Origin of the sequence: Gilvimarinus sp. DA14, assembly GCF_024204685.1 — a bacterium.
Lineage (GTDB): Bacteria > Pseudomonadota > Gammaproteobacteria > Pseudomonadales > Cellvibrionaceae > Gilvimarinus.
On the sequence record NZ_CP100350.1, the window covers coordinates 3,381,193 to 3,405,875 of the forward strand.

The 24,683-nt window shown below is 54.6% G+C and carries 19 protein-coding genes; all 19 read left to right on the forward strand.

The genetic code is table 11. From position 1 onward, the window contains the following. Positions 1-6 precede the first annotated feature (6 nt). Complete coding sequence (gene hutH, locus NHM04_RS14840; RefSeq protein ID WP_254264535.1) at positions 7-1,557, forward strand: histidine ammonia-lyase; 1,551 nt, start codon at positions 7-9, stop codon at positions 1,555-1,557. After that, positions 1,550-1,987 carry a thioesterase family protein gene (locus tag NHM04_RS14845; RefSeq protein WP_254264536.1) on the forward strand — a complete coding sequence of 146 codons (438 nt, stop codon included), beginning with the start codon at positions 1,550-1,552 and terminating at the stop codon, positions 1,985-1,987. Before hutH ends, NHM04_RS14845 begins: the two co-directional genes overlap by 8 nt. Beyond that, the gene (locus NHM04_RS14850; protein WP_254264537.1) at positions 1,977-2,627 is read left to right on the forward strand and encodes an outer membrane lipoprotein carrier protein LolA; all 651 of its coding nucleotides are present in this window, start codon (positions 1,977-1,979) and stop codon (positions 2,625-2,627) included. Before NHM04_RS14845 ends, NHM04_RS14850 begins: the two co-directional genes overlap by 11 nt. Next, entirely contained in the window at positions 2,627-4,960 is a 2,334-nt protein-coding gene (locus tag NHM04_RS14855; protein ID WP_254264538.1) for an MMPL family transporter, read from the forward strand. The genes NHM04_RS14850 and NHM04_RS14855 overlap by 1 nt, the downstream gene beginning before the upstream one ends. 9 nt (positions 4,961-4,969) lie before the next feature. Then, positions 4,970-6,232 (forward strand): NAD(P)/FAD-dependent oxidoreductase, encoded by a 1,263-nt coding sequence (locus tag NHM04_RS14860; RefSeq protein ID WP_254264539.1) that lies wholly within the window; start codon positions 4,970-4,972, stop codon positions 6,230-6,232. Continuing rightward, on the forward strand, positions 6,232-6,750 hold the full coding sequence (locus NHM04_RS14865; protein ID WP_254264540.1) for a hypothetical protein: 519 nt from the start codon (positions 6,232-6,234) through the stop codon (positions 6,748-6,750). Before NHM04_RS14860 ends, NHM04_RS14865 begins: the two co-directional genes overlap by 1 nt. Positions 6,751-6,759: 9 nt before the next feature. Then, complete coding sequence (locus NHM04_RS14870; protein WP_254264541.1) at positions 6,760-7,938, forward strand: beta-ketoacyl-ACP synthase; 1,179 nt, start codon at positions 6,760-6,762, stop codon at positions 7,936-7,938. Then, positions 7,925-8,401, forward strand: a complete 477-nt coding sequence (locus NHM04_RS14875) for a hypothetical protein (RefSeq protein WP_254264542.1) — start codon at positions 7,925-7,927, stop codon at positions 8,399-8,401. The genes NHM04_RS14870 and NHM04_RS14875 overlap by 14 nt, the downstream gene beginning before the upstream one ends. A 14-nt stretch (positions 8,402-8,415) precedes the next feature. After that, a complete protein-coding gene (locus NHM04_RS14880) occupies positions 8,416-9,141 on the forward strand; it encodes a 3-ketoacyl-ACP reductase FabG2 (protein WP_254264543.1) in 726 nt (241 codons plus the stop codon). Next, positions 9,141-10,358 (forward strand): beta-ketoacyl-ACP synthase, encoded by a 1,218-nt coding sequence (locus NHM04_RS14885; protein WP_305881952.1) that lies wholly within the window; start codon positions 9,141-9,143, stop codon positions 10,356-10,358. The genes NHM04_RS14880 and NHM04_RS14885 overlap by 1 nt, the downstream gene beginning before the upstream one ends. Beyond that, on the forward strand, positions 10,355-11,578 hold the full coding sequence (locus NHM04_RS14890) for a beta-ketoacyl-ACP synthase (RefSeq protein WP_254264544.1): 1,224 nt from the start codon (positions 10,355-10,357) through the stop codon (positions 11,576-11,578). Before NHM04_RS14885 ends, NHM04_RS14890 begins: the two co-directional genes overlap by 4 nt. Before the next feature lie 85 nt (positions 11,579-11,663). Beyond that, on the forward strand, positions 11,664-12,935 hold the full coding sequence (locus tag NHM04_RS14895) for a DcaP family trimeric outer membrane transporter (RefSeq protein ID WP_254264545.1): 1,272 nt from the start codon (positions 11,664-11,666) through the stop codon (positions 12,933-12,935). A gap of 10 nt (positions 12,936-12,945) precedes the next feature. Continuing rightward, positions 12,946-13,977, forward strand: a complete 1,032-nt coding sequence (gene glsA, locus NHM04_RS14900) for a glutaminase A (RefSeq protein WP_254264546.1) — start codon at positions 12,946-12,948, stop codon at positions 13,975-13,977. Positions 13,978-14,066: 89 nt separating this feature from the next. Further along, positions 14,067-14,831, forward strand: coding sequence for a sulfite exporter TauE/SafE family protein (locus NHM04_RS14905; RefSeq protein WP_254264547.1), 765 nt, complete (start codon positions 14,067-14,069; stop codon positions 14,829-14,831). Between the two features lie 344 nt (positions 14,832-15,175). Further along, the gene (locus NHM04_RS14910; RefSeq protein ID WP_254264548.1) at positions 15,176-19,411 is read left to right on the forward strand and encodes a hypothetical protein; all 4,236 of its coding nucleotides are present in this window, start codon (positions 15,176-15,178) and stop codon (positions 19,409-19,411) included. A gap of 141 nt (positions 19,412-19,552) precedes the next feature. Further along, complete coding sequence (locus NHM04_RS14915; protein WP_254264549.1) at positions 19,553-21,829, forward strand: TonB-dependent receptor; 2,277 nt, start codon at positions 19,553-19,555, stop codon at positions 21,827-21,829. A 36-nt stretch (positions 21,830-21,865) separates the two neighbouring features. Next, the gene (locus tag NHM04_RS14920; protein WP_254264550.1) at positions 21,866-23,176 is read left to right on the forward strand and encodes a PepSY domain-containing protein; all 1,311 of its coding nucleotides are present in this window, start codon (positions 21,866-21,868) and stop codon (positions 23,174-23,176) included. Positions 23,177-23,345: 169 nt separating this feature from the next. Beyond that, a complete protein-coding gene (locus NHM04_RS14925) occupies positions 23,346-23,699 on the forward strand; it encodes a DUF4398 domain-containing protein (RefSeq protein ID WP_254264551.1) in 354 nt (117 codons plus the stop codon). A 38-nt stretch (positions 23,700-23,737) separates the two neighbouring features. Next, positions 23,738-24,610: an OmpA family protein gene (locus tag NHM04_RS14930; RefSeq protein ID WP_254264552.1), complete on the forward strand. Its 873-nt coding sequence runs from the start codon at positions 23,738-23,740 to the stop codon at positions 24,608-24,610. The last annotated feature ends 73 nt before the right edge of the window (positions 24,611-24,683 follow it).

Here is a 24,683-nt window from a genome sequence, read left to right on the forward strand (position 1 = left end):
CGCGTAATGACATCAAGCACTGCCCCAGTAGAGTTCGGCGCAAAGCCAGTAACCATTGAAGACGTTGTCGCCATTGCTCGTGGAGCTGGCGCACAAATTACCGATGATGCTGAGGCCTGTGCGCGTATCAATGCCAGTGCCAGGTTTGTCGCTGATCTGTGGCGAGAAGAGGGCGTCATCTATGGCGTGACAACCGGCTATGGTGACTCTTGTACCGTCTCTATTCCGTCCCATTTGGTTGAAGAGCTGCCCTTACATTTAACCCGGTTTCACGGCTGCGGTTTGGGCCGGGAGTTTGACGCTATACAGGGGCGGGCCATTCTGGCAGCGCGGTTAGCATCTTTGTCGCGGGGCTATTCAGGTGTGAGAATGGAGTTGCTCCAGCGCCTAGCTCAGTATATCAACTTGGGTATTGTGCCTGTGATACCCGAGGAGGGCTCGGTGGGGGCCAGTGGTGACCTGACCCCTCTATCTTACGTAGCGGCCAGCCTGATTGGCGAGCGCGAAGTTTACTATCAAGGCGTTCGCAAGCCTGTTGCCGACGTACTTGCTGGCGTCAACCTACAACCTTTGCGCTTGATGCCTAAAGAGGGTTTGGCGATTATGAATGGCACCGCAGTGATGACGGCGGTGGCCTGTCTGGCGTTTGATAGGGCGCAATACCTCGCCAAGCTGGCAACTCGGATTACCGCCATGGTCAGCGTTGCGCTCAAGGGCAATAGCAACCATTTTGACGGCAAGCTGTTTTCCGTAAAACCACATCCGGGGCAGGGCCAAATCGCCCGTTGGATTCATCAAGATTTACACGCGCCCGAAGTGGAGCGCAACTCGGATCGACTGCAAGATCGCTACTCGGTACGCTGTGCCCCACATATTATCGGCGTGCTGCAAGATTCTTTGCCCTGGTTGCGTCAGTTTATCGAAACCGAACTGAACAGCGCCAACGACAATCCCATTATTGATGGTGAAGATGAGCATGTACTGCACGGCGGTCACTTTTACGGTGGGCACATAGCCTTTGCCATGGATTCATTAAAAGTAGCGGTCGCCAATGTGGCTGACTTAATTGATCGTCAGCTGGCGCTGCTGATGGACATAAAATTCAACAACGGTTTGCCAGCCAATTTATCCGGCGCTAAGGCGGAACGCAGTATGATTAACCACGGTTTTAAAGCGGTGCAGATTGGCGCTTCGGCCTGGACCGCCGAAGCACTGAAACACACCATGCCCGCCAGTGTATTTTCGCGCTCCACCGAATGTCACAACCAAGATAAAGTCAGTATGGGTACCATTGCCGCGCGGGACTGTCTGCGAGTACTTGAACTAACCGAGCAGGTGGCCGCCGCCGGATTACTCGCGTCGACCCAGGCGCTGCACTTGCGTCAGCAGCAAGCGGGCTTTAAGCAGCAAACTATCACCCCCGCCTTGCAGGCGATGGCAAATAAGGTGACAGAGTATTTTGATTTGGTCGAGGAAGATCGGCCGCTGGAGGGCGTGCTGCGCCAAAGCCTAGCACTGATACGCGAACAACACTGGGAGTTATACCCCGATGAGTAAAGGAACTGTCAGCGTAGCGCAAACGGTCAAGGTGCCATTTTACGATGTCGATAGCATGGGCATTGTATGGCATGGCCATTATATAAAATATTTTGAGGATGCGCGCTGCGCCTTACTGGACGCATTCGACTACAACTACGAGGCTATGAGCGAATCGGGCTATGGTTACCCGGTGGTGGATTTGCGTCTTAAGTATGTCAAGCCTGCACGCTTCAATCGGCTTTTAAAAGTGGTCGCCACCCTGGAAGAGTGGGAGGTGCGTCTAAAAATCGACTATCGAATTATCGATCTGGAAACGGGCGAGACCTTAACCAAAGGTCACAGCGTGCAGGTGGCGGTGGACTTGGCCAATGGCGAAATGTGCTTCGCAACCCCGGCTGTTTTACAGCGGAAAGTGGCTGCGTATCTGGGTGAATCAGATGAGGCTTAATGTTAAAAGTGCAAGCGTCTGCCGGTTACTGCTCTTAGTAGTAGCGCTCACTGTGCCGCTTTCTCAGGCTCAGGGAATTCTTGAGCACCCGGTAAAAACCACGGCTCAGGTTGAGCGATTAGACACTATTGCCGAGACTATGCGCCGTGAGCTTCCCGTTCAGGCTAAGCTGGTGCAGGAAAAGCACCTGTCAGTGTTGGCAGAGCCTTTGGTTTCCGAGGGCGAGTTTTCACTGGCACAGAACGGCGATATTGTCTGGCAAATTAATCAGCCCTTTGCGGTCCGTTATCAGGTTCGCGGTGACGACATAACCCGCACGGTCGATGGAGAAGTAGAGACAATCACTCCCGGCAACGAGCCATCGGTGTACGGTTTTTTTCGTATGTTTGAGCAGTTGTTTGCGCTGAATGCTAAGTCGCTACAAGAATATTTTACGGTTTACCTCGCTCCGGCTAAGAGCCAGGAAGTATTTGATCTAGCGCTGGTACCCAAAGGTGCGCCGCTTGATGAGGTGGTGGCAACTTTACTGCTTAGCGGCCGCGGCGGTCGAATAGATTCCGTTACTATCACCGAGCCAGGCGCCGATTATTCTGTTCTGAATTTTCGCTACAGCGATGCGCCGGACCAAGAGCCACGTTGATGTCGGTGATGTTTAGTCGTGCCTGCCGGCTGGTGGTAGTAGCCATTGTACTGCTGGCGATATGGCAGCTGCCGCGCTTAACGATAGACAATAACCTGCTTGCGCTGTTTCCGAGTAATACTCAATCAGAGGCGCAACGCATAGCCGAGCAATCTCTCTCGCAAAAATACGAGCGTCAGGCGCTGCTGTTATTAACGGCCGAGGAGCCGGACGACATCCGCCGTGCGTTGCCGGATATTACAGCGAAACTTAAATCCTGCCGCTGTATTGCCTGGGCAGGCAGTGACCGCAGTGCGGATAATAATTCTGCAGCGCTGGACGCAATATATGCAGGCCATGCTCGCGAGCTGCTTACAGCCAGCGACCGCGAGCGGCTGCAGAACTACCCCATGCCGGGTATAAAAAGGCAGCGGCTGCGCGAATTGCTGACGTCTCCTGGCGCACTTAATGAGCAGACCCTGTCTCAGGACCCTTTGGGTAACTTGCAGAATTTTCTCAACACGTTAGCGCCGCTACCCGAGGCGCTGAAAATCGATGGTCAGGGCAACCCTTACCTAATTATTGATGACGAGCGTTACTATTTGCTGCGCCTAGAGTTAAGCGCTTCGCCATTTGCGTTGAATACACAGGCCGAGTTTTCTCATGCGCTTGCGAACGCTTTGGCAGAGGTGCGCCTATTGCCGGGCTTCAAGCAGCTGCAGACCGGAGCAATTTTTTATACCCTGGCGGGCACAGAGCAGGCCCGCCGTGAAGTTTCCACTGTAGGCTTGGGCTCGGCCCTGGGAGTGACCTTGCTGTTACTGCTGGTGTTTCGCCGCGCTGAGCTGTTGTTATTAGCCTTCGCCCCTATTGCTTTGGGCGTCGTTGCAGGGCTTGTGTTTACTCAGTGGATTTTCGGTCGCGTGCATGTGATGGCGCTGGTATTTGGCGCTGCTTTGGTGGGAGTTGCCATTGACTACAGTCTACATTTTTTTGCCAAGCGACTCGACAGCGGCCCCCATTGGCAGGCGCGCGAGGGTAGCCGTCGTTTATTTGTTCCCTTGTCACTGGGGCTTATTTCAAGTTGTGCCGGTTACCTGAGTTTTGTAGCGTCAGGCTTTCCAGGATTTATGCAAATAGCAGTGCTCTCCAGTGCCGGCTTGGTGGCGGCCTACGCTTTTGTGCTGGGCTGGTATCCGCTATTGCTCGCGCGGCCTCAAAAGCATGGGTTACCTCGCTGGCTGGCCATTGCTATAGATGCAGTGATTGACGTTCAGTTTTTGCTACTGCGCCAAGTGCGTAAACCGGTAGTAATATTCGGGCTTTTCTTGCTGTTAGGGTGGGGCGCACTGCAGTGGCAGGTTAACGATGATATAAGAAGTATGCAGAGCATAGACCCGCAGCTGCAAAATTCCGAGCAGACAATCCGCGAGCATATGGCGGGCCAACCCGCGCTGCAGTATTTTCTGCTACAGGCGCCCGATGCTGACACTTTGCTGCGTCGCAGCGAAGCGCTGCAGCAAAAGTTGGATATATTGGTGCGCAAGCAAAAGCTGGGAGGCTATCACAGTCTGTCTCAGTGGTTGCCTTCACTGACTACACAAAAAGCAAACGCCGAGCTGTGGCAGCAACGAGTTCTAGACAGTGGTTTACTTGCCGAGTTGTATGGCGAGCTGGGGGTTAAACCTAATCAAGTGGAAGCCTATCTCAGACGTTGGCAACAGGAGCGTTTTCTAGAACCGGGCAAAGCGCTTGCCGCCATTAGCCGTTTGCCTGGCGCGCCGGGTTACTATGTGCGAGACGGTAAATTCTATGGGGTCGTGCAGCTGTTGGCACCGATTGATGGCGAAGCCTTAGCAGGGCTTGCCGCCAAACACTCGCACAGGCAATGGGTGGACCCGGTGGCGCGCACCAGCGGCTTATTGCAAACCTATCGTGAGCGTGCCAGCGTTTTATTGTTAGTCGCCTACGGTATTATTTTCTGTGTGCTGTCGGCTCGCTACGGCTTTAAAGGTGCGTTAGCGGTGATTACGCCCCCGGCCCTTGCCAGCGCACTCGCTCTGGCGTTGGTGCTGACATGGGGTCAGGCTATCAGTGTGTTCCACATCATGGCGCTGCTATTAGTGCTGGGCATTGGCGTAGACTACAGCTTATTTTGGCGCGAAAGCGGCCGCCAATCCCGGGCAACGGTATTGGCGATTGGTTTATCCGCTTGCACCACCGTGCTATCTTTTGGGCTTTTATCCCTCAGTTCGACGGCGGCCATACACAGCTTTGGCGCGGTGGTGCTCAGCGGAATTTTACTGGTATTTGTGCTCGCTCCTTTGGCCTTGGGCCGGGGGCTAAGTGAATAGGGATCGTCTATGACCGACAAGCCACAAAAGCGAATCGTGCCCGCCAAAGTTGACGTTGTGGTAATTGGCGCTGGGCCTTCTGGGGCTATTGCCTCGGCTTTGTTACGTCGGGCAGGGGTGGATGTATTGGTACTAGAGCGCGATAGTTTTCCCCGTTTTTCGATTGGCGAAAGCCTGCTGCCACAGTGCATGGAATACATCGAAGAAGCCGGCTTTTTACCTGCGTTGCGCGCCGCCGGATTTCAGTATAAAAATGGCGCTGCGTTTGCTTGGGGTGAGCGCACCACTTACTTTAATTTTGAAGAGAAGTTCTCCCCCGGCCCCGGTACCACCTTTCAGGTAGAGCGTGCGCGTTTTGATCAGCTGCTGGCTGAGCAGGCTGAAGCTCAGGGTGTGCCCATCGCGTATCAACACAGTGTTACCAGTTACGCCCCCACGGCGGACGGTGTGTGTTTGGGCTATTGTGACAACGAGGGCAACAGCGGCCAACTGGACTGCCGTTTTGTGCTCGATGCCAGTGGCTTTGGCCGGGTGTTACCACGCCTGTTGGAGTTACAAACACCGTCAAACTTTCCTGTGCGCCAGGCCGCCTTTGCTCATATTGACGATGGCATTCGCGATGTAAATTTTGATCGCAATAAAATCTTAATTACTGTGCATCCCGAGGAGCGAGACATTTGGTTTTGGTTAATTCCGTTTGCCAATGGAAAAAGCTCACTCGGAGTCGTCGCCAGCGAAGAAAAACTCGCCCGGCGCGCAGCGCAATCTCCCCTACAACTATTGCAACAAATGGTGGCTGAAACTCCGTCTTTAGCCAATGTATTGCACCGGGCACAATGGAATTATCCCGCCAATCAAATTACGGGCTACTCCTGCAATGTGAAACATCTTGCCACTGACCGCTATGCTCTGTTGGGAAATGCCGGGGAATTTCTCGACCCGGTTTTTTCTTCGGGCGTCACCATTGCCATGCGCTCGGCGAGTAAAGCGGTAAAGGTGTTATTGCGTCAGTTCAACGGGGAGCGCGTGGACTGGCAAAAAGAATACGAGCAGCCTTTGCGTCAGGGGGTGGAAACTTTCCGCGTATTTGTGGATGCCTGGTATGAGGGGCTGTTTCAGGACATTATTTTTTACCCGGATCCGGCGGCAAATTTACGTGAAATGATATCGTCTATTTTGGCGGGCTATGCCTGGGATACCGAGAACCCTTTTGTTGCCCAGCCTAGGCGACGGATGAAAACACTGGCGCAGTACTGTACCCCGGCGGCGTGATGAAGTCCGTTGTTCGGTTGTTTGTTTTTGCTTTGGTGTTGCTTGGGGGCTGTGCGCGTCAGATTGTCCTTCCCGGCGAATCCGTCTGCCCGCCGCTATACGATGCCACGGCCTTACTTACCCTGCGCGAAGACGATTCCAGTCAGCGGTTAATTTTACGTACCCAAGTAAGTGACACGGGTATTGTTTTTGTCGCCCTGGACACGCTGGGCGCTCCGCTTTTTACGCTGCAGCGGGCCGGCGATGGTGCTGACTGGCAGGCGGATGTGAGTAAACTCTACCGGGGCCCCGCGGCAGGCGAGTTGATAGCCGCTTACAGCTGGTGGCAAAGACGCGCCGAGCTCACTCCTGAGTGTGCAGCGGCAGCGCAGCTGGATTTGCGCGAGGACAGCGAAGCCATAGTGTTAAGCCACGCCAACCGAACATGGTGGCGCTGGCACAAGGCTGCACCGGGGCAATTCGAGTACGCCGATGTATTGGTGCGGGTAAACGAAACCCGCAAAGAGATTTCAGAATAAGGCGGCAGCATGAAAGTTTACTTGACCGATATGGGCTTGGTGAATGGTTTGGGGAGCGACCGCAGTGCGGTGGCCCAAGCCCTGTTCGCCGGTGAGCGCGCCTTTCAACCCTGTGACTGGGTGCCAGATAGATCCACCTTTGTTTCTGCCGTTACTGCGGCCCTGCCAGATCTGCCTCCAGAGCTGGCGGTGTTTAACAGCCGCAATACACGTTTGGCCTGTAGTGCATTAACCCAATTAAACGGCGGACTCGAGCAGGCTCGAGCCCGTTATGCGCCCGAGCGTATTGCGGTGGTGGCAGGTACCAGCACCTCGGGTATCGCCGAGGGCGAGGTAGCCGTGGCGGCCGAGTTGCGCGGCGCACCCTTGCCGCCTCAGTATCACTATCAGGCTCAGGAGATCGGTAACCTGGGGCAGGTGGTGGCGCGGCTGGTTGGTGCTCGTGGTCCGGCCTATACCATTTCAACGGCTTGCTCATCCAGCGCCCACGCCTTGGCCTCTGCGCGCCGTTTGCTGGCAACGGGGATGGCCGATGCGGTGATAGCCGGTGGAGCTGACAGCTTGTGTCGCCTAACGGTCAATGGTTTTGCCGCACTGGAGTCGGTCAGTCAGGGTGTCTGCAGTCCGTTTAGCCAGAATCGCGATGGCATTAACATTGGTGAGGCGGCGGCCTTCTTTCTTGTCACTCGTGAGCCGTTAGTGCAGCGCATAGAGTTGTTGGGTGTCGGGGCGTCAAGCGATGCGCATCATATCTCTGCTCCTGACCCCCAAGGTAAAGGCGCCGAAGCCGCAATTCGTGCCGCCTTGCATCAGGCCGAGTTGGCGCCTGAAGCGGTCGATTACATCAATCTGCACGGCACAGGCACAGCGTTAAATGATGCCATGGAAGCGTCTGTGATCGATCGCCTTTTTCCCCAGCGGCCGCTTTGCAGCAGCAGTAAAGGGCAGCTGGGACACACCTTGGGCGCGGCCGGAGCCACCGAGGCGGCCTTGATCTGGCTGGCACTGACGGGCCATGGTGGTAAACTGCCACCCCATATTTTCGACGGTCACTATGACCCGGCGCTACCTCGCTTAAACCTGGTGCCGCAGGACAATCACGCTGCGGCGGGCGCGAGGGTGTGCCTGAGTAATTCATTCGCTTTTGGCGGTAATAACGCCGCAGTAATAATGCATGCTGGACATTGAACGTTATATCCCCCACCGGCCACCCATGCGCCTGGTGGATCGAGTTGTCAGCGCAAGCCCCAATAAAGTGGTGAGCTCGCTGCAAGTATCGCGTGACAATATATTTTACGATGACCAGCTCGGCGGGGTGCCTGCCTGGGCAGGCATCGAGTTTATGGCGCAGACAGCGGCGGTTTGGCTCGGCCTTGCGGATGAGCGGGCAGGGCGTGCAATAGCTCCGGCGTTTTTGGTCAGTACCCGCCATTACAGTGCCAATGTGCCGGTATTTGCCGAGGGTGCCTGCCTCGATGTGGCCGTAGAGGTGGCGGTAAGTGAAGCGCAAGTGGTCGCTTTTAACGGCAGCATTTACGCGTCTGCCCATTCAGACCATCATTTGGTAGAAGCCGTTTTCTCCGCTTATCGCCCGGACGATGCCACAGGCTATCTGGCCGCCAGTGAACCGCCGGGCTTGAATAAGTGGTAGTACAGGAGAGTGTTATGCAACGTCGGGTATTGGTGACCGGCTCAAGCCGTGGCATTGGCCGCGCCATCGCCCTGCAGTTAGCACGGCAAGGTTTTGCAGTCAGTGTGCACTGCCGCGGCAATATCGAAAAAGCCGATCAGGTGTGCCGTGAAATTGAAGCCTTGGGCAGTGAGTGTGAACTATTGTGTTTTGATGTCGCCGATCGCGCGGCAACCCGGGCAGCGCTGGAGCAAAGCGTGGCTGACAAAGGCGCATTTTACGGGGTGGTGTGCAACGCTGGCATTACCCGCGACAATGCCTTCCCGGCCATGAGCGAGGACGACTGGGACAGCGTCATTCACACCAACCTGGACGGCTTTTACAATGTGGTGCAACCTCTGGTAATGCCAATGGTACAGGCCCGCAAGGGCGGCAGAATTGTGACCTTGTCTTCGGTCGCCGGGGTGGCGGGCAATCGCGGGCAGGTAAACTATAGTGCCACTAAAGCTGGCCTGATAGGTGCCACTAAAGCACTGGCGCTGGAGTTAGGTAAACGCAAAATCACGGTGAACTGTGTCGCTCCGGGCATTATCGAAACGGATATGATTGACGAAGTTTTTGCCGATGAGGCCAAAAAAATGATTCCGCTGCGCCGCTTTGGCCAGGCCGAAGAGGTCGCAAGTTTAGTGGGTTATCTTATGAGCGATCAGGCAGCATACATCACCCGCCAGGTGATTTCGGTAAACGGTGGAATGATCTGATGCGCCGCGTCGTGATTACCGGTGTCGGCGCCGTCAGCGCGCTTGGCGATAACTGGGCAGACGTAGAAGCAGGCCTGCGCGCCGGCAAGAACAAAGTGCGCGTGTTCCACGAGTGGGATGAGATCGAAGGCCTAAACACCCGCTTGGGTGCGCCTGTTGAATTTACTCAGCCCAAGTATCCGCGCAAAAAACTGCGCAGCATGGGGCGGGTTTCGGTGATGTCCGTATTTGCCACCGAGCAGGCATTGCTGCAGGCGGGCTTAACCGATGCCCCCTGTCTGCGCGATGGTACTACCGGGGTGTCCTATGGCTCGTGTATCGGTACACCGGGGGATGTGCCCGCCCTGAGCAAAGTCATCACTGACAACACCACGGTTGATCTCACCGCCTCGACCTACCTGCGCACCATGACCCACACGGCAACGGTCAACATTGGTATGTTCTTCGGTATGACCGGGCGTATCATTCCCACCGCTTCGGCCTGTACCTCGGGCAGCCAGGGTATTGGTTACGCCTACGAGGCCATCAAATACGGCATGCAAAATGTGATGGTCGCCGGGGGGGCGGAAGAATTTCATGTAACTCCGATTGCTGTGTTCGATACTTTATTTGCCACCAGCACCTGCAATGATTCCCCCGAGCTGACACCGCGCCCTTTTGACAGTGCGCGCGATGGCCTGGTCATTGGCGAAGGCGCCTGCTCGTTGATACTGGAAGACTATGAACATGCCCGTGCAAGGGGCGCGACGATTCTCGGAGAGATTGTCGGCTATGGCACCAACTCCGACGGCGCCCACGTCACCGAACCCAAGGCTGATACCATGGCGCGTGCCATGCAAATCGCTCTGGCGGATGCCGGTCTCGATGCCGCTGCGATCGACTACATCAACGCTCACGGCACCGCTACGACCAAAGGTGATATCGCAGAAACTCAGGCTACCTTTCAGGTGTTGGGCGAGAATACGCCCTTTAGCTCGTTGAAAAGTTACATCGGGCATACCCTGGGGGCCTGTGGCGCGCTAGAGGCCTGGATGACCCTGGAGATGATGCGCACCGGGTGGTTTGCCCCGACTATAAACCTGCAAAACCCCGACCCACAGTGCGCCTCGCTCGATTACATTATGGGTGGTGGTCGCACGCTGGATGCCGAGTACGCCATGAGTAATAACTTTGCCTTTGGCGGCGTTAATACTTCTCTCATTATCAAACGCCTATGAAGCGAGTGGTGGTGACCGGTATGGGGGCGGTGACTGCCCTTGGTAACAGCTGGGCTGAATTTCGCCGCGCCCTTGAATCCGGCACCAGCGGTATTCGCCTTATGCCCGAGTGGGCCGCTTATCGCGGCCTTAACACCCAGGTGGCCGGCCCCGTGGATCACTTTGTTATGCCTGCGCATTTTCCGCGAAAAAAAGTGCGCAGCATGGGGCGGGTGTCTCAACTGGCTGCCGTGGCCAGTGAGTCGGCACTGGCGCAGGCGGGCTTGCTGCAAAGCTCCTTACGTCACAGCGGTCGTATGGGCATTGCCTATGGTTCATCCACAGGCAGCACCGATGCTATTTGCGATTTCGCCGCTCGCCTCAGCGGGCGCGATTTAAGTGGCGTCACCGCGACCAATTACATCAAAATGATGAGCAACACTACAGCGGTTAATTTAAGTGTGTGCTTTGAGATTCAGGGGCGCAGTTATTCAACCTCTACCGCCTGTACCTCCGGCAGTCAGGCGATTGGGTACGCCTTTGAGGCAATCGCCAGCGGCAAGCAGGATATGATGCTCGCCGGCGGCGCCGAAGAGCTCTGCCCGTCTGAGGCGGCGGTATTCGATACCTTTCGTGCCTCCAGCCGCAAAAATCACAGTCCGCAACAAACCCCCAGCCCTTTTGATGCCGAGCGCGATGGTTTGGTTATCGGCGAGGGCGCTGCTAGTTTAGTGCTGGAAGAATACGAGCACGCCAAAGCGCGAGGCGCGATGGTGTACGGTGAAGTGATTGGTTTTGCCACTAACTGCGACGGCGGTCATGTCACTCAGCCTGATGCCGCCAGTATGGAGCAGTCCATGACTCTTGCATTGCTCGATGCGCGCTTAAGTGCTGCGGATATCGACTATGTAAATATGCATGGTACCGCCACCGAGTGGGGCGACATCGCCGAGAGTAATGCCTGCTATAACGTCTACGGTGAACACGTACCAGTGAGCAGTATTAAGGGGCACATAGGCCACAGCCTGGGGGCCAGTGGCGCCATTGAAGCCTGGGCGTGTTTACATATGTTGGCCGATGGTGTGTTAGCTCCTACATTAAATCTGCACCACCCCGACAGCCGCTGCGCCCCTTTAAATTACTTGAAAGGTGCTTTGCACGAGCAAAAGCTGACCACCGTGGTTAGCAATAACTTTGCCTTCGGGGGGGTAAACACTTCGCTCATCTTGCGTGCGCCTTGATTGTCAGTGTCATAATCCAAAGCTATATTTAGGTCTGTCTCAAGGCCCTTGCCTTTGTTTAACGCATTCAATAAGAGGATGTGATATGCGTTCTGCTCTACGATTTTTATTACCCGTCTTAGTGTTAACTCCCGCCGCTTTTACTTTTGCCGATGAATTGGATGATTTGCGCGATGAAGTGCTGATGACACGCGCCGAGCTGGAAATGTTGCAGGCACGCCTGGGGCTGGATGAAGCGATAGTATCCAGCAATGACAGCTGGCGGCAAAAGTTTGAAATTTACGGCTTTGCCCAGCTCGATTACATTCAGGATTTTGAGCGTGTGCAGCCCGAGTGGGACTCCACGTTGCGGCCGTCGCGTATTCCTACGCTTGCGGGTCAATACGGCAGCGATGGCCAGGCGATATTGAGCGCACGGCAAAGTCGTTTGGGGGTCAAGGCGGATTTTCCCGCCGGTGACGACAGTATTTATACCGTTTTCGAGTTCGATATGTTCGGCGTAGGTTCTGATGAGGGGCAAACCACCATTCGCTTGCGTCACGCCTATGGTCAATGGCGCAGTTTGCTTGCCGGGCAAACCAATACCCTGTTTATGGACGGTGATTTATTTCCCAATGTGATTGATTATTGGGGGCCGGCCGGTATGGTTTATTTGCGTAATCCGCAAATTCGTTGGACGCCTCTGGAAGGGCGTAACAGTTTTGCCCTGGCCATTGAAAATCCAGGCAATGATGTGGACGACGGCTTACTCGGCGCGGCCGGGTTTGATTTAAGCGGCAGTGAAGCCCTGCCGGATTTAACCGCCCAGTATCGTTTGCAGGATCAGTGGGGGCATCTGCAAGTTGCCGGCATATTGCGCGAGCTGAGTTACGAAGAGCAAAACACCAGCAATCACGAGCCCGATGGCAGCGACCTTGGCTATGGTATTAATATCTCCAGCGTTTTAAATTTTGGCGACGACCATTTGCGCGCGGGTGTGGTGTACGGTGAGGGTATTGCCAGTTATATGAATGACGGCGGTATGGATATGGCGCCGGATAATCTCGATCCGACCGATTTGGCAGCGGTACCACTGTTGGGGGTAGTGGCTTATTACGAGCACGCCTGGAATGATCGCATGAGCAGTGCCGTGGGTTACAGTTTTACCGAAGTGGACAACCAAAGTTTGCAGCTGGATAGCGCGTTCAACAAAGGTGAATACGCGTCGGTAAACGTTTTGTATAGCCCGCTGGAGCAAGTGTTGTTGGGCGCTGAATATTTGTGGGGTAAGCGAACAGACTTTGGCGGCGCTAGCGGTACGGATAACCGAGTTCAGTTTTCGGTGAAATACACCTTTAGCAGTAAAGATTTTTTCTAAGGAGTGGCGAATGAAATATTTTATAGGGTTTCGTAAGGGCAGCGTAATGCTGGGGTTATTGTTAATCGGTTTACTTAACGGTGCCCTGACAAGCGCAGCCGATTTGAGTGATAACAATATCAAGCAAGCGCTGCGCGATGCCTATCAGAAATACCGCGGCCTGGATGAAGGAGAAAACGCCGACTATATTCCCGCTCTCGCCGAGGTCGATTCGAGCATTTACGGCATTGTGCTGGTGACAGCCGGCGGCAAGGTCTACACCGAAGGGGATGTAAAATCCGAGGTGTCCATTCAATCCATTTCCAAAGTGTTTACCATGGCGTTGGTGATGGATCAGGATGGTACTCAAGAGTTAGTGCAAAATATGGGTGTGGATGCCACCGGCCAAGTGTTTAATTCGATTGTTGCGATTGAGCAGTATCAGGGGGCGGAAATGAATCCGCTGGTAAATGCCGGAGCAATCGCCACCACGGGTTTGGTCGATGGCAAAGATTACGACGAAATTTGGGGCAAAATTGCTCGCGAGTACAACGAGTTTGCCGGGCGCGAGCTTGAGGTGCTGGAGGATGTATATCAATCCGAGGCCGCCACTAATCAGCGCAACCGGGCGATTGCCTCGTTGATGCACGCCTATGGTCATATCGACGAAAATTTTTTACGCGCTACTGATATTTATACTCGCCAGTGCTCGGTGGGGGTAAATGCCAAAGATTTAGGGGTAATGGCTGCTACACTGGCCAATGCGGGTAAAAACCCGGTGACCAATAAGCAAGTAACCTCAGCGGAAAATGTGCCGGAAATTCTTGCGGTAATGGCCACCGCCGGCTTATACGACGATGCAGGTAAATGGCTGTACAAAACCGGGTTGCCGGCAAAAAGCGGCGTGGGTGGCGGTATTATCGCCGTATCGCCGGGTAAGTTTGGTATTGCCGTTATCTCTCCCAGGCTCGATGCCGCGGGCAACAGTGTTCGCGCGCAAAAAGCCATTGCCGACATTTCCAATGCGCTGGGCGGCAACCCCTATGAGGTTACTCCTCGCTAATCCCTAACTTATGGTCTTGGGCCGTAGACTCGGCCCATGCTTTGCCCCCTTGCCTAGTGTAAAATCGCCGCTGCGAAAATGGGGGCACAATGATCGATCAATGGTTGTTCTACGCACTCGCCGTACCGGTGGTGTTGTTAGTTGGGTTATCCAAGGGCGGTTTTGGCGGCGGTCTGGGTTCGCTGGCCGTGCCGGTGTTGTCACTGGCGGTAGACCCCCGCTTAGCGGCAGCGGTTTTACTGCCCATTCTCTGCAGCATGGATTTAGTCAGTCTGTGGAGTTTTCGCGGCCGCTGGGATAAGAAAAATCTCGCTATTATGTTTCCCTTCGCTATGCTTGGGCTGGCACTTGGCGCTGCCATGTTCACCTATATGGACGCGAATATGATTCGCTTTATGGTGGGCTTAATGGCGCTATACTTTGTTGGCCACTATATGTGGGGCAAGCATATTTTGCAGCGTGTAGCGGTACAAGAAGCTAGCGTCACGCGCGGCGGCTTTTGGAGTACTATTGCCGGTTTTGTCAGTTATATCGCCCACGCCGGAGGCCCCCCAATTTCTATTTACCTGCTGCCTCAACATTTACCTAAAACAATTTTTGTCGGCACCACGGTATTGTTTTTTAGCGTGGTTAACTACATCAAACTGGTGCCCTATGTCTGGACGGGGCAATTGGATACCCGCGCGTTTGTGACCTCTTTGGTGCTGCTGCCCTTGGCGCCGATAGGGGTGCGGCTTGGCGTTTGGCTCCACCACCGGGTTTCCGACCGCTGGTTTTATGGTGTTTGTTACGTACTCTTAGCCGTTGCTGGCGTAAAACTTCTCAGTGAGTCGCTGCTCGCTTGGCTGGGCTGATCGTCGCAGTACCTTAACCCCCCGTGCTATAGTAATTGCCTTAAGGAAAAGGTGGCTTGGCTTGCGCGGAGTTTTGTCATTGACTTTGCCAAGTACTGCTTACCTAACTTTCGTGCCAAAATAGGAATTTAAGCTCGATGTCTCGCTTGGTTTCCCCCGCTGTTGTTTTGTTCTGGTCCCTGTCTCTATTACTGCTGGGTTTGCTTTCGCCTATTACTAATGCGCAAACTTTTTCTGATGCGTGCGCTAGCCCGACGTTGATTGATGAGGGGGGAGGGGCTAATTACAACTTAAATCCCGGTGATGTGCTTTTGGTACGTACTAATGGCAATCCAGGGTCAGGGATGTTCACAGGCTCAATTAATAACTTTGCTGCCGGCTCGAGTATTTGTGTTGAGAGTGGCGCGGTGTTTATGCCCAGCACTATGAACAACTCGGCGGGCGCATTATATGTGCGTGGGGAAGCGAATATTCCCAATGTGGTGGTCAACACTGGTTTTGCCCTGAATAACGAGGGCTATACAGCGTTCAACTCCGGTATGAACATCAATGGTGAAATCACCATGACCAATCATGCGGATGCCACCTTAGCCATTGCCGGGGCTACTAATCTAAACTTTATTACCATCGATAATGCGGGCAGTCTGCAATTTCCGAGCGGACTAAATCTTAATTCGGGGACTATTCTCAACTCGGCGGATATGCGAGTTGCAGGTGCGGCGAACATTGGTGGTTCGCTGGTCAATACCGACCATCTGCAAATCGATGGGCAGATGCAGCTGAACAGCAATGGTGATATTTACAACAGTTGTCAATTTTTTGTAAATGCCAATGCGATTATCAGCTCAACTATCGATAACACTGGCCTGTTCCTCATTCAGACTGAAGCACTGGTCGATGGTGGTGGCATTATCAGTGTCGGCCCCGAGGGCATAATGAGCTCCGATAGCCTTAGTTTAAACGGCGCAGTCAATGGCTCTGGAACGCTGCGCATCGAAGGCTATTCCATTAACCAGGGCAGCGCCGCGGGCGATGCCGGTGACCCTCTCAATGTTTACGATGCCTCGCAGTCCAATCCTCCCGATTATTTTGACGTCGATACCGGTTTTGAGAGCAACCTGGAACGCGTGGCGGTGGCGCGCCCCGACCCGAATGACCCCACGCTTGGGTGCACTGTCGACCCGCACGGTGGCAGTGCGACGGTTACCATTGTTAAAGACAGTGGCACCACCGATGGCGCTTTTGGCTTTTCCGGCGATTTGGGCGACTTTACTCTGACCACTGCCGCAGGGTCGGCGAGCACAGTTTTTACCGATGTAGCGCCCGGCACCTACAGTGTTACCGAGCAGGACCTACCCGATTGGGTGCTGGAGTCGATCAGCTGCAGCGACGGTTCTGCGGTAAACCTGGCAACTGGAACGGCGCAAATCGACGTTAGCAGTGGCGAGCATATTACCTGTACTTTTACCAACGAACTTCAAGAGCCACCGCCGGGTAGCATTGTTATCGCTAAGCACTCTACCGGAGCTGACGGCACCTTTAGCTTTAGTGGCGATCTGGGCAGCTTCGATTTAACCACGGTGAATGGCAATGCCCGCCAGCTGTTCAGTGGACTCAGTGCCGGTACTTACGATGTCAGTGAAACCTTGCCTGCCGGTTGGATGCTGGATTCTATTCGCTGCAGTGGCGGCCAGCAGGTGAACTTAAGCGCCCAAGAGGTGAGCATTGATTTGCCCGCAGGCGGTGGAGTGGCCTGTGTATTTGTAAACTCAGAAATTCCGCCCGAGCCAGGTTCGATTACTATTGTTAAAGACAGTGGCGCAGATAATGGCCTGTTTAGTTTTGCGGGCGATTTGGGTGACTTTACCCTGACGACGGACGGGGCCAGCGAATCAATTACTTTTAGCGATTTGCCCCCGGCCACTTACAGTGTCAGCGAAGTGGTTACCGCCGGTTGGACTCTGGATAACATCAGTTGTTCGAACGCCAGTGCCACCAATTTGGAAACGGCCACGGCCAGTATCGTCGTGGGCGCAGGCGAAGACGTCACCTGTACCTTTAGCAACAGCATGGACCCGCCGCCTACCGATACCATTATTATCGCCAAAATCGCCTTGGGCGGCGACGACACCTTTACTTTTAACGGTGACTTGGGCGCCGGGGTGTTCGACATGGTCACCACCAACGGTCATGTCACCCGTGCTTTTACCGGACTGCCGGCCGGCGATTATTCGGTCAGTGAGTTGGCCTCCGATGGCTGGGCATTAGAAGATATTCGCTGCACCGGCGCTCAGGCTATTAATGTGGCCAATGCCGAGGTCACGATCAGCCTTGACGGCACCACGGCCGGGGCGGCCTGCGTATTTATCAATCGCCAGGAGCGTGGCTCAATCACTGTGGTAAAAGACAGTGGCGAACACAATGGCGTGTTCGCGTTTAGCGGCGATATGGATGACTTTACCCTGACCACTCAGGGCGGCAGTGCCTCAACGCGGTTTGATTACTTAACCCCCGGCACCTACGAGATTACCGAGGCGGTGGAGCCAGATTGGACTTTAACGGGGTTATTGTGCGACGACGGCTCTAGCGTGGATGTAAATACCGGTACCGCCAGTATCGACCTGGCAGCGGGTGAAAATGTCACCTGTACCTACACCAACCAACTCAACCCGCCGCCGGTAGGTGCATTGGTGGTTACCAAACTGGCGCTCGGCGGCGATGCTACGTTTAGCTTCGGCGGTGATCTGGGGGCATTCGATTTGGCCACCAGTAATGGCCGCGCGCGTCAGGTGTTCACTGGTTTAGACGCGGGCGAATACACCCTCAATGAGCTGGTGCCCGAGGGTTGGGCCCTAACCCGAATTCGCTGCAGCAGCGCTCACACCAGTAATACGCAAACCGGCGCAGTGACGGTATCAGTGCCTACTGGCGCCGGCGCCGTTTGTACTTTCGTCAATCGCTTACTACCACCGGCGCCCGCTTCGATAACCGTAGTAAAAGACAGTGGCGCCAACGATAGCACCTTTGCCTTTAATGGGGATTTGGGCAGCTTTAATCTAACGACTAGCGGCGGCAGTGCCACCCAGGTGTTTGATTTTCTGGCGGCGGGTAGCTACACCATTAGCGAAACCCAGGTCGCCGGTTGGAGTCTGGACTCATTGAGCTGCGATGGCGACAGCAGTGTGAACGGCGCCTCGGCAACCGTTAACCTGCAGGCCGGGGAGGATGTCACCTGTACCTATGTAAACTCGCTGGATCCACCGCCCTCCGGCAGCATTGCCATTGCCAAGATCTCGTTAGAAGGCGACGACAGTTTCAACTTTAGCGGTGATCTGGGTGCGTTTACCTTAAGCACCAACAACCATCATGCGGAACAGTTGTTTACCAACCTGGCGCCCGGTAATTACACCATTGCCGAATCGATTCCCGCCGGTTGGTCGCTCAATAATATTCGCTGTACTGGCACTCAGGCGATCGACCTTGCAGCGGGCTCTGTCACCGTGACTTTGGACGGCTCCGGGCCGGGCGTGGCCTGCGCGTTTATCAATCGGCCGCTGCCGCCCGAGCCCGGCGCCATTACTATTGTTAAAGAGTCGGGTTCACAGGATGGCGCGTTTGGCTTTAACGGTGATCTGGGGGATTTTTCCCTCGAGACCGAAAACGGTACGGCGCAGCGTCGGTTTGATTATCTGTTGCCCGGGGTTTACCAGGTCAGTGAGATATTGATCTCCACTTGGCGATTAAACGCGCTGAGTTGTGATAATGGCTCCAGCACAGATTTGCTGAACGGCCGCGCTGAGATTGCTGTGGCCGCAGGCGAAGAGGTTACCTGCACCTTTACCAACGTCCGCCGTCGCATTCGCGGGGGCGTTCTGGCGCTGGGTAAAGTATCGATTGGTGGCGATGACAGTTTTAACTTTAGCGTCACCTCACCGATTAATTCGTTAACTTTAACCACCAGTGACGGCAGAGCCGCGCGGGGCTTTGGCGTACCGGGGGGCGATTACACCGTAACCGAAATACCGTCCGACGGTTGGTCGCTGCGCTCTATTCGCTGCTCGGGTAGCCACTCGATTGATCTGGCAAACCGCTCGGCTACCATTACCATGCCAACCGACGGCAATGGGGAGGCGTGCGTGTTTCTTAATGAGCGCACTGTAGCCCCCACCGCTACCTTAATTGTGACGAATGTCGCGGTGGGCGGCGACGATAGTTTTCCGTTCAGCGGCGATCTGGGTAGCTTTGTGCTGACCACGACCGGTGGTCGCGTGTCCACCACCTTTACCGATTTGGCGCCCGGTGATTATCAGCTCAATGAGGCCGTGCCCGACGGTTGGAATCTGCTGGGGGCCACCTGCGTCGGCGGGCCTTCTGTTTACGATGGCGACAGTGCAGTGAGCGTAACGCTCGAGGCGGGTGATACGGTTCGCTGTGTTTTTGTGAACAACGCTGCAACTCCTCCACCACCGCCACCTGTGCCCGGCGGGCCGGCTAATTTGCCGGTTAACTCGCCCGTGGCGCTTCTTTTTCTGGTATTGATGATGCTGGGCGCTGGCACTATAGGTTTGCGCCGCCGCTAAGCCCACTGGGTTTTAACCCGGTGGGTGTGGTTATTGCCAACTGTTTCGCATTGCGTTCAGGTATTTGCCGGGTGCGACAATTTGTCACTGGGCGCCGGGGCCGCTTTGCCATAAATTCTCTACCCTCTTTGGGGGAGATTTATGAAAATAAGTAACATTCTGTTGCCCGGGTTCGGGTTGGTTGTATCTTTAAGTGGGCCTGCAGCGGCCGAACATACGTCTAAAATTGAAGAAATAAAGGTCTGGGGGCAGAGCGCCGAGGCCAGCAGCGCCGAGCGTGTAGGGCCGATCAGCCGGTTACTGCCGAGTGATTTTGCCAGCATCAACATGGCCACCACCGAAGATGTGGTGAAGTACGAACCCAGCCTGGTGATTCGCCGCCGTTTTATAGGCGACTCCAACGGCACTCTGGGTATTCGCAGTGCCAATATGTTTCAAACCTCGCGCTCCATGGTATTTGCCGATGGCGTGCCTTTGCATTATTTACTGCAATCGCGCTGGAGCGGTGCGCCGCGCTGGACCATGGTATCGGCCAGTGAAATTGCACAGGTTGATGTTATTTACGGCCCTTATTCAGCTGAGTACAGTGGCAACGCCATGGGCGGCGTGGTGGAAATTGAAACCGCCATTCCCCAGCGCCGTGAGTTTCATATGGATGGCTCCTGGTTCAGCCAGGACTTTGCCGATTACGGCTTTGACGATTCGGTTAGTGGTTACAAAGGATTCGTTTCCTATGGCGATAAAATCGGCAATACCAGCTTTTATGTATCCTATAACCATTTAGACAACGACTCGCAGCCCCAGTCTTTTTACTACGCGGCTAGTGCTCCGGCCGAAGGTGCAAGCGCTGCCAGTGGTGGAATTTGGGGGCCCGACTCACAAGAGAACGAACGCCTTTACTTCGGCGACTCGGGCGTTATTAACACCACCACCGACAATTTAAAGTTTAAACTCGGCTACGAGTTAGACCGTTTCTCCGCGCTGCTTAATGTCGCCTTTGAAGACCGTCACTCCGATACCGATAGCCCCAACAGTTACATCTTGGATGCCTCTGGCCAGCCTGTGTATGGTGGGCGAGTCGAGATTGACGGTGAAGGTTTTGCCATCCCCGAGCACCGTTTGAATGTTGCCAGTGCAGACCGTGAAAGCTTGTCGGTAGGCTTACGTTTGCGGTGGGATTTGGGCGAGCAAACCAGCCTTGAGGCCAATCTGAGCCAGTTCGATATTCTTGAAGACATCAGTCGTTCCTCGGCTTCTAATCCTGCCTACCAAGACTACGATTTGACGGGCCAGGTTTCAGACTATGACGACACCGGCTGGCAGACTGCTGGACTGACGCTGAGCAGCAGCGATTTTCTGCTGGATAATTTGGATTTGGTTGCCGGGGTTCGCTACGAAGCTTATGAACTGAATTACAGTGTTTTTGCCTCGGATAATTACCAGGCTTCTAGCAAAGACAGATACACCAGCCGCAGTGGTGGTGAAACCAACATCGCGGCGGCCTTTGCTCAGTTTAATTGGCAACTGACCGACGTATTGGATATCGCGTTTGGGGGGCGTTTTGAAAGCTGGCAGAGCGAGTCGGGTTACTTTTCTGATGACGATCCGAACACGGCAGAATTCGATGTTACCCCTGTACCCGGCAACAGCATTGATAAATTCTCACCCAAGTTTTCTGCCGGTTGGCAGTTAAGCGAACGCTGGCAGTTACGCTACTCGGTCGCCGAGGCTTATCGTTTTGCGATTGTCGAAGAGTTGTTTAGTCAGTACAGCGCTTACAATGCTATCAGCGTGGCCAACCCTGAACTTGGGCCCGAGGAGGGCTTTCATCAAAACCTGATGCTAGAGCGCGCTCTCGATAACGGCTATTTGCGTCTTAACGTGTATCAGGATGATGTCGAGCAGGCGATAGAATCTCAGTCCACGATTTTACCCGGCGGTTCATCCATTCGCACTTTCATTCCTATCGATGAAGTTCGTACCCGCGGGGTAGAGTTTATCGCCAACATCAACCAGCTGCTGCTGGATCAGCTGGATGTTCGTTTTAATATTGCGTACACGGATTCAGAAATTCTCGCTAATGCCGCCGACCCTTCTATTGTTGGCAATGAGTTTCCGCGCACTCCCGAATGGCGTGGCAACTTGCTTGCCACTTATCACCTGTCTGATAGCTGGAACCTGGGTGCCAGCGTGCAGTACGCCAGCAATAGCTATGGCCGGTTGGATAACACAGACACGGCGCGCAATGTTTACGGTGCGCAAGATCCCTATACACGGCTTGGTTTTAAAACCAATTACCAGTTCAGTAAGGCGTTTAGCGCGGGTCTGGGGGTGGATAACATTACCAATGAGATTGCCTATGTGGCGCATCCCTGGCCCGGGCGAACGGTTTATCTCAACTTCTCCTACGACATTTAATTTATGAATCAGATGATATCCAGTGAGAGGCGATCCGTGTCTGAGCGCGGATCGAACCTCAGTGTAAGTCAGCGTCTTTATCGCACTCTTTGGCGCTGGCATTTTTATGCGGGAATTTTCTGTATTCCCTTTGTGATTACTCTGTCGGTATCCGGTGCGCTTTACTTGTTTAAACCTCAGTTTGAGGCTTTTACCGACCGGCACTTGCATAATATTGCGGCGCAGCAACAACAACGCCTATCGATTAACGAGGTAATAGCCCGAGCGCGTGCGAGTTTGCCCGGTGCCCAGTTTCTCTCGTATGAGTTGCCGCAGAGTGAACGTGAAGCCGCTTTGGTGAATCTGCGTTTTGAGGGGCAAAAGTATCAAGTGTTTGTTAACCCTTACAGCGGGGAGGTATTGTCCCAGGTACTTTTTGATCAGCGCTTTATGCGTCAGGTACGCGAATTTCACGGCGAGCTGATGGCCGGAAAAGCTGGTTCAATATTGGTAGAGTTGGCAGCGTGCTGGGCCATTATTTTAATTCTTACCGGCGTTTATCTGTGGTGGCCGCGCAATGCTCAGGGAATGGCGGGTGTGCTTTATCCGCGCCTGCACCAGAGCAAGCGTATTTTTTGGCGTGACCTGCACGCCGTTACTGGTTTTTGGCTCAGCGCATTCACCCTCTTTTTACTCTTAAGCGGATTGCCCTGGGCCTTGGTGTGGGGCGGCGCTTTTAAAGAAGTGCGCAGTTGGAGCTCGCCACCGGTGCAGCAGGATTGGAACCAGTCCCGCGCCGAGGAGAAAAAATCCTGGGGTCCTATGGCCGTAGATAATGTGTTTATCTCTGAGCAGGCTCTGGTGCAGATAGAAGCTTTGAATTTCGCCCCGCCTGTTGAAGTGTCGGTGGCCGATCCAGACCTCGGTACATTAAAGGTAAGCTCGCAAGCGCAAAATCGACCGCTGCGCGCAGACGCCTGGATAGATGGCACCAGCGGCGAAGTGCTGCGGCAAAAAACGTTTGCCGAGAGACCGCTGGTGGACAAAGTGATTGGCGTGGGCATAGCCGCCCACGAAGGGCATTTGTTCGGCTGGCTCAACCAACTGCTGGGCGTGTTGGTAACTTTGGGGCTGGTGCTCTTGTCGGTGACAGGAGCGGTGCTCTGGTGGCGCAGAAAACCCAGCGATAAATTAGGGGCGCCTGCGGCTCTGCCTAAGACATCATTGGCCAGGGTGGTTGGTATCATGATACTGGCGCTGGGTGTGCTTTTGCCGGTAGTGGGAATATCGCTATTGGTACTTTGGTTCATTGAGCTAGTCATACTGCGGCACATTCCCCGCCTGCGTTACTGGTTCGGGCTCGCTTAAGTTATTCTCTTGCGGCTTGTCACCCGGCAAGCCGCTGTCTCAATTGCGCTTCTCTCCTATCTTGGCATCTGTGTTGCTCTAATCCTTGCTGTGAGTTGTTTTTAACTCGGGCTGGGGAGTTTTTTACAACCCAGACGTTATAGGTGTACGAATTACAAAGGAGAGACCTATGAAGCGCTTTACGCTAATCATCCCTGCATTACTTGCGCTGTTGATGCTCGGCTGCGCCACGCAAGATCCGGTATCCGAATCGGTAGTTGCGCAAACCGAAGCTCGTATTGAACAGGCGCGCAGCCTCAATGCAGATCGCCATGCGCCAGTCGCATTTCGCGATGCCCAGACTCACCTTGAAGCGGCGCAAACCGCCATGAGCAAAAAGGAGTTCGATCGCGCCCGAGCCTTATTGGAGCGCTCGATGGCTGATGCCGATTTGGCCGTTGCCACCAGTCAGGCAAAGAAGTCTGAACAGGCCGCACAAGAACTGGAGAAAAACTTACGGGCATTGGAAGCGGAAATTCGCTAGCGCCTGGGTAACGAATCAATGAATTTGGAGGATGGCACATGTTGAAACAAACCATAGCCACTAGCAGTTTAATGGCCCTGCTGATTGCGGGCGGTTGCGCGACCACTCAAGAGCCGGATGATCGTGTCGAACGTCTGCGCGACCAATATTCGATGGTCGCCACAACCGAGCAGGCCAGTGAGTACGCACCGCTTAAATTGGATGATGCCGATAAGGCGCTGGACCAGTTAGAGCGGTTAATCGCTGAAGGCGCGGATCCGGCCGAGGTCGAGCAGCAGATTTACATTGTCGAGCGTCGCTTGCAGATAGCGACCCAGACCTCTCGTATGAAACAGGCCGACGAGGTGGTCGATCAGGCGAGCGAGCGTCGCAGCGACTTGTTGCTGACTGCCAGAACCCAGCGCGCCGAAGAGGCCGAGGCCCGTGCGCGCATGGCTCAGGAGGAGGCTCTGGCCGCACAGGCGCGAGCGGATCAAATGAGCGAGCGGGCGGCGAAGCTTGAACGCGAGCTAGAAAATATCTCTACTGAGAAAACCGATCGGGGCTTGGTGCTGACCTTGGGTAATATTTTGTTCGAGGTGGATAAAGCAAGCATCAAGGCGGGCTCTCAGCGCACTTTGCAGCGAGTGGCCGATTTTCTCAGCGAGTACCCGGACCGTGATGTAATGATTGAGGGTTTTACCGACAGCACGGGTAGCGAGAGCTATAACCAGGATCTGTCTGAACGTCGCGCGCGCTCAGTGCAGGATACCTTGGTGAGCAATGGCGTCAGCGCTTCGCGCATCAAAACCCGTGGTTACGGTGAAAGCCACCCTGTGGCCAGTAACGATACCGCTTCTGGTCGACTGCAAAACCGTCGGGTAGAGATTATTGTAGCCAACGCGGGTGAGCCGGTCTCCGAGCGAGAGTAAAGCCTGTGTGCCCCGTCCCTGTGGCGGGGCTTTAGCAAATGGCTGACATGGCACGGTCATAGTTTGCGGTCTA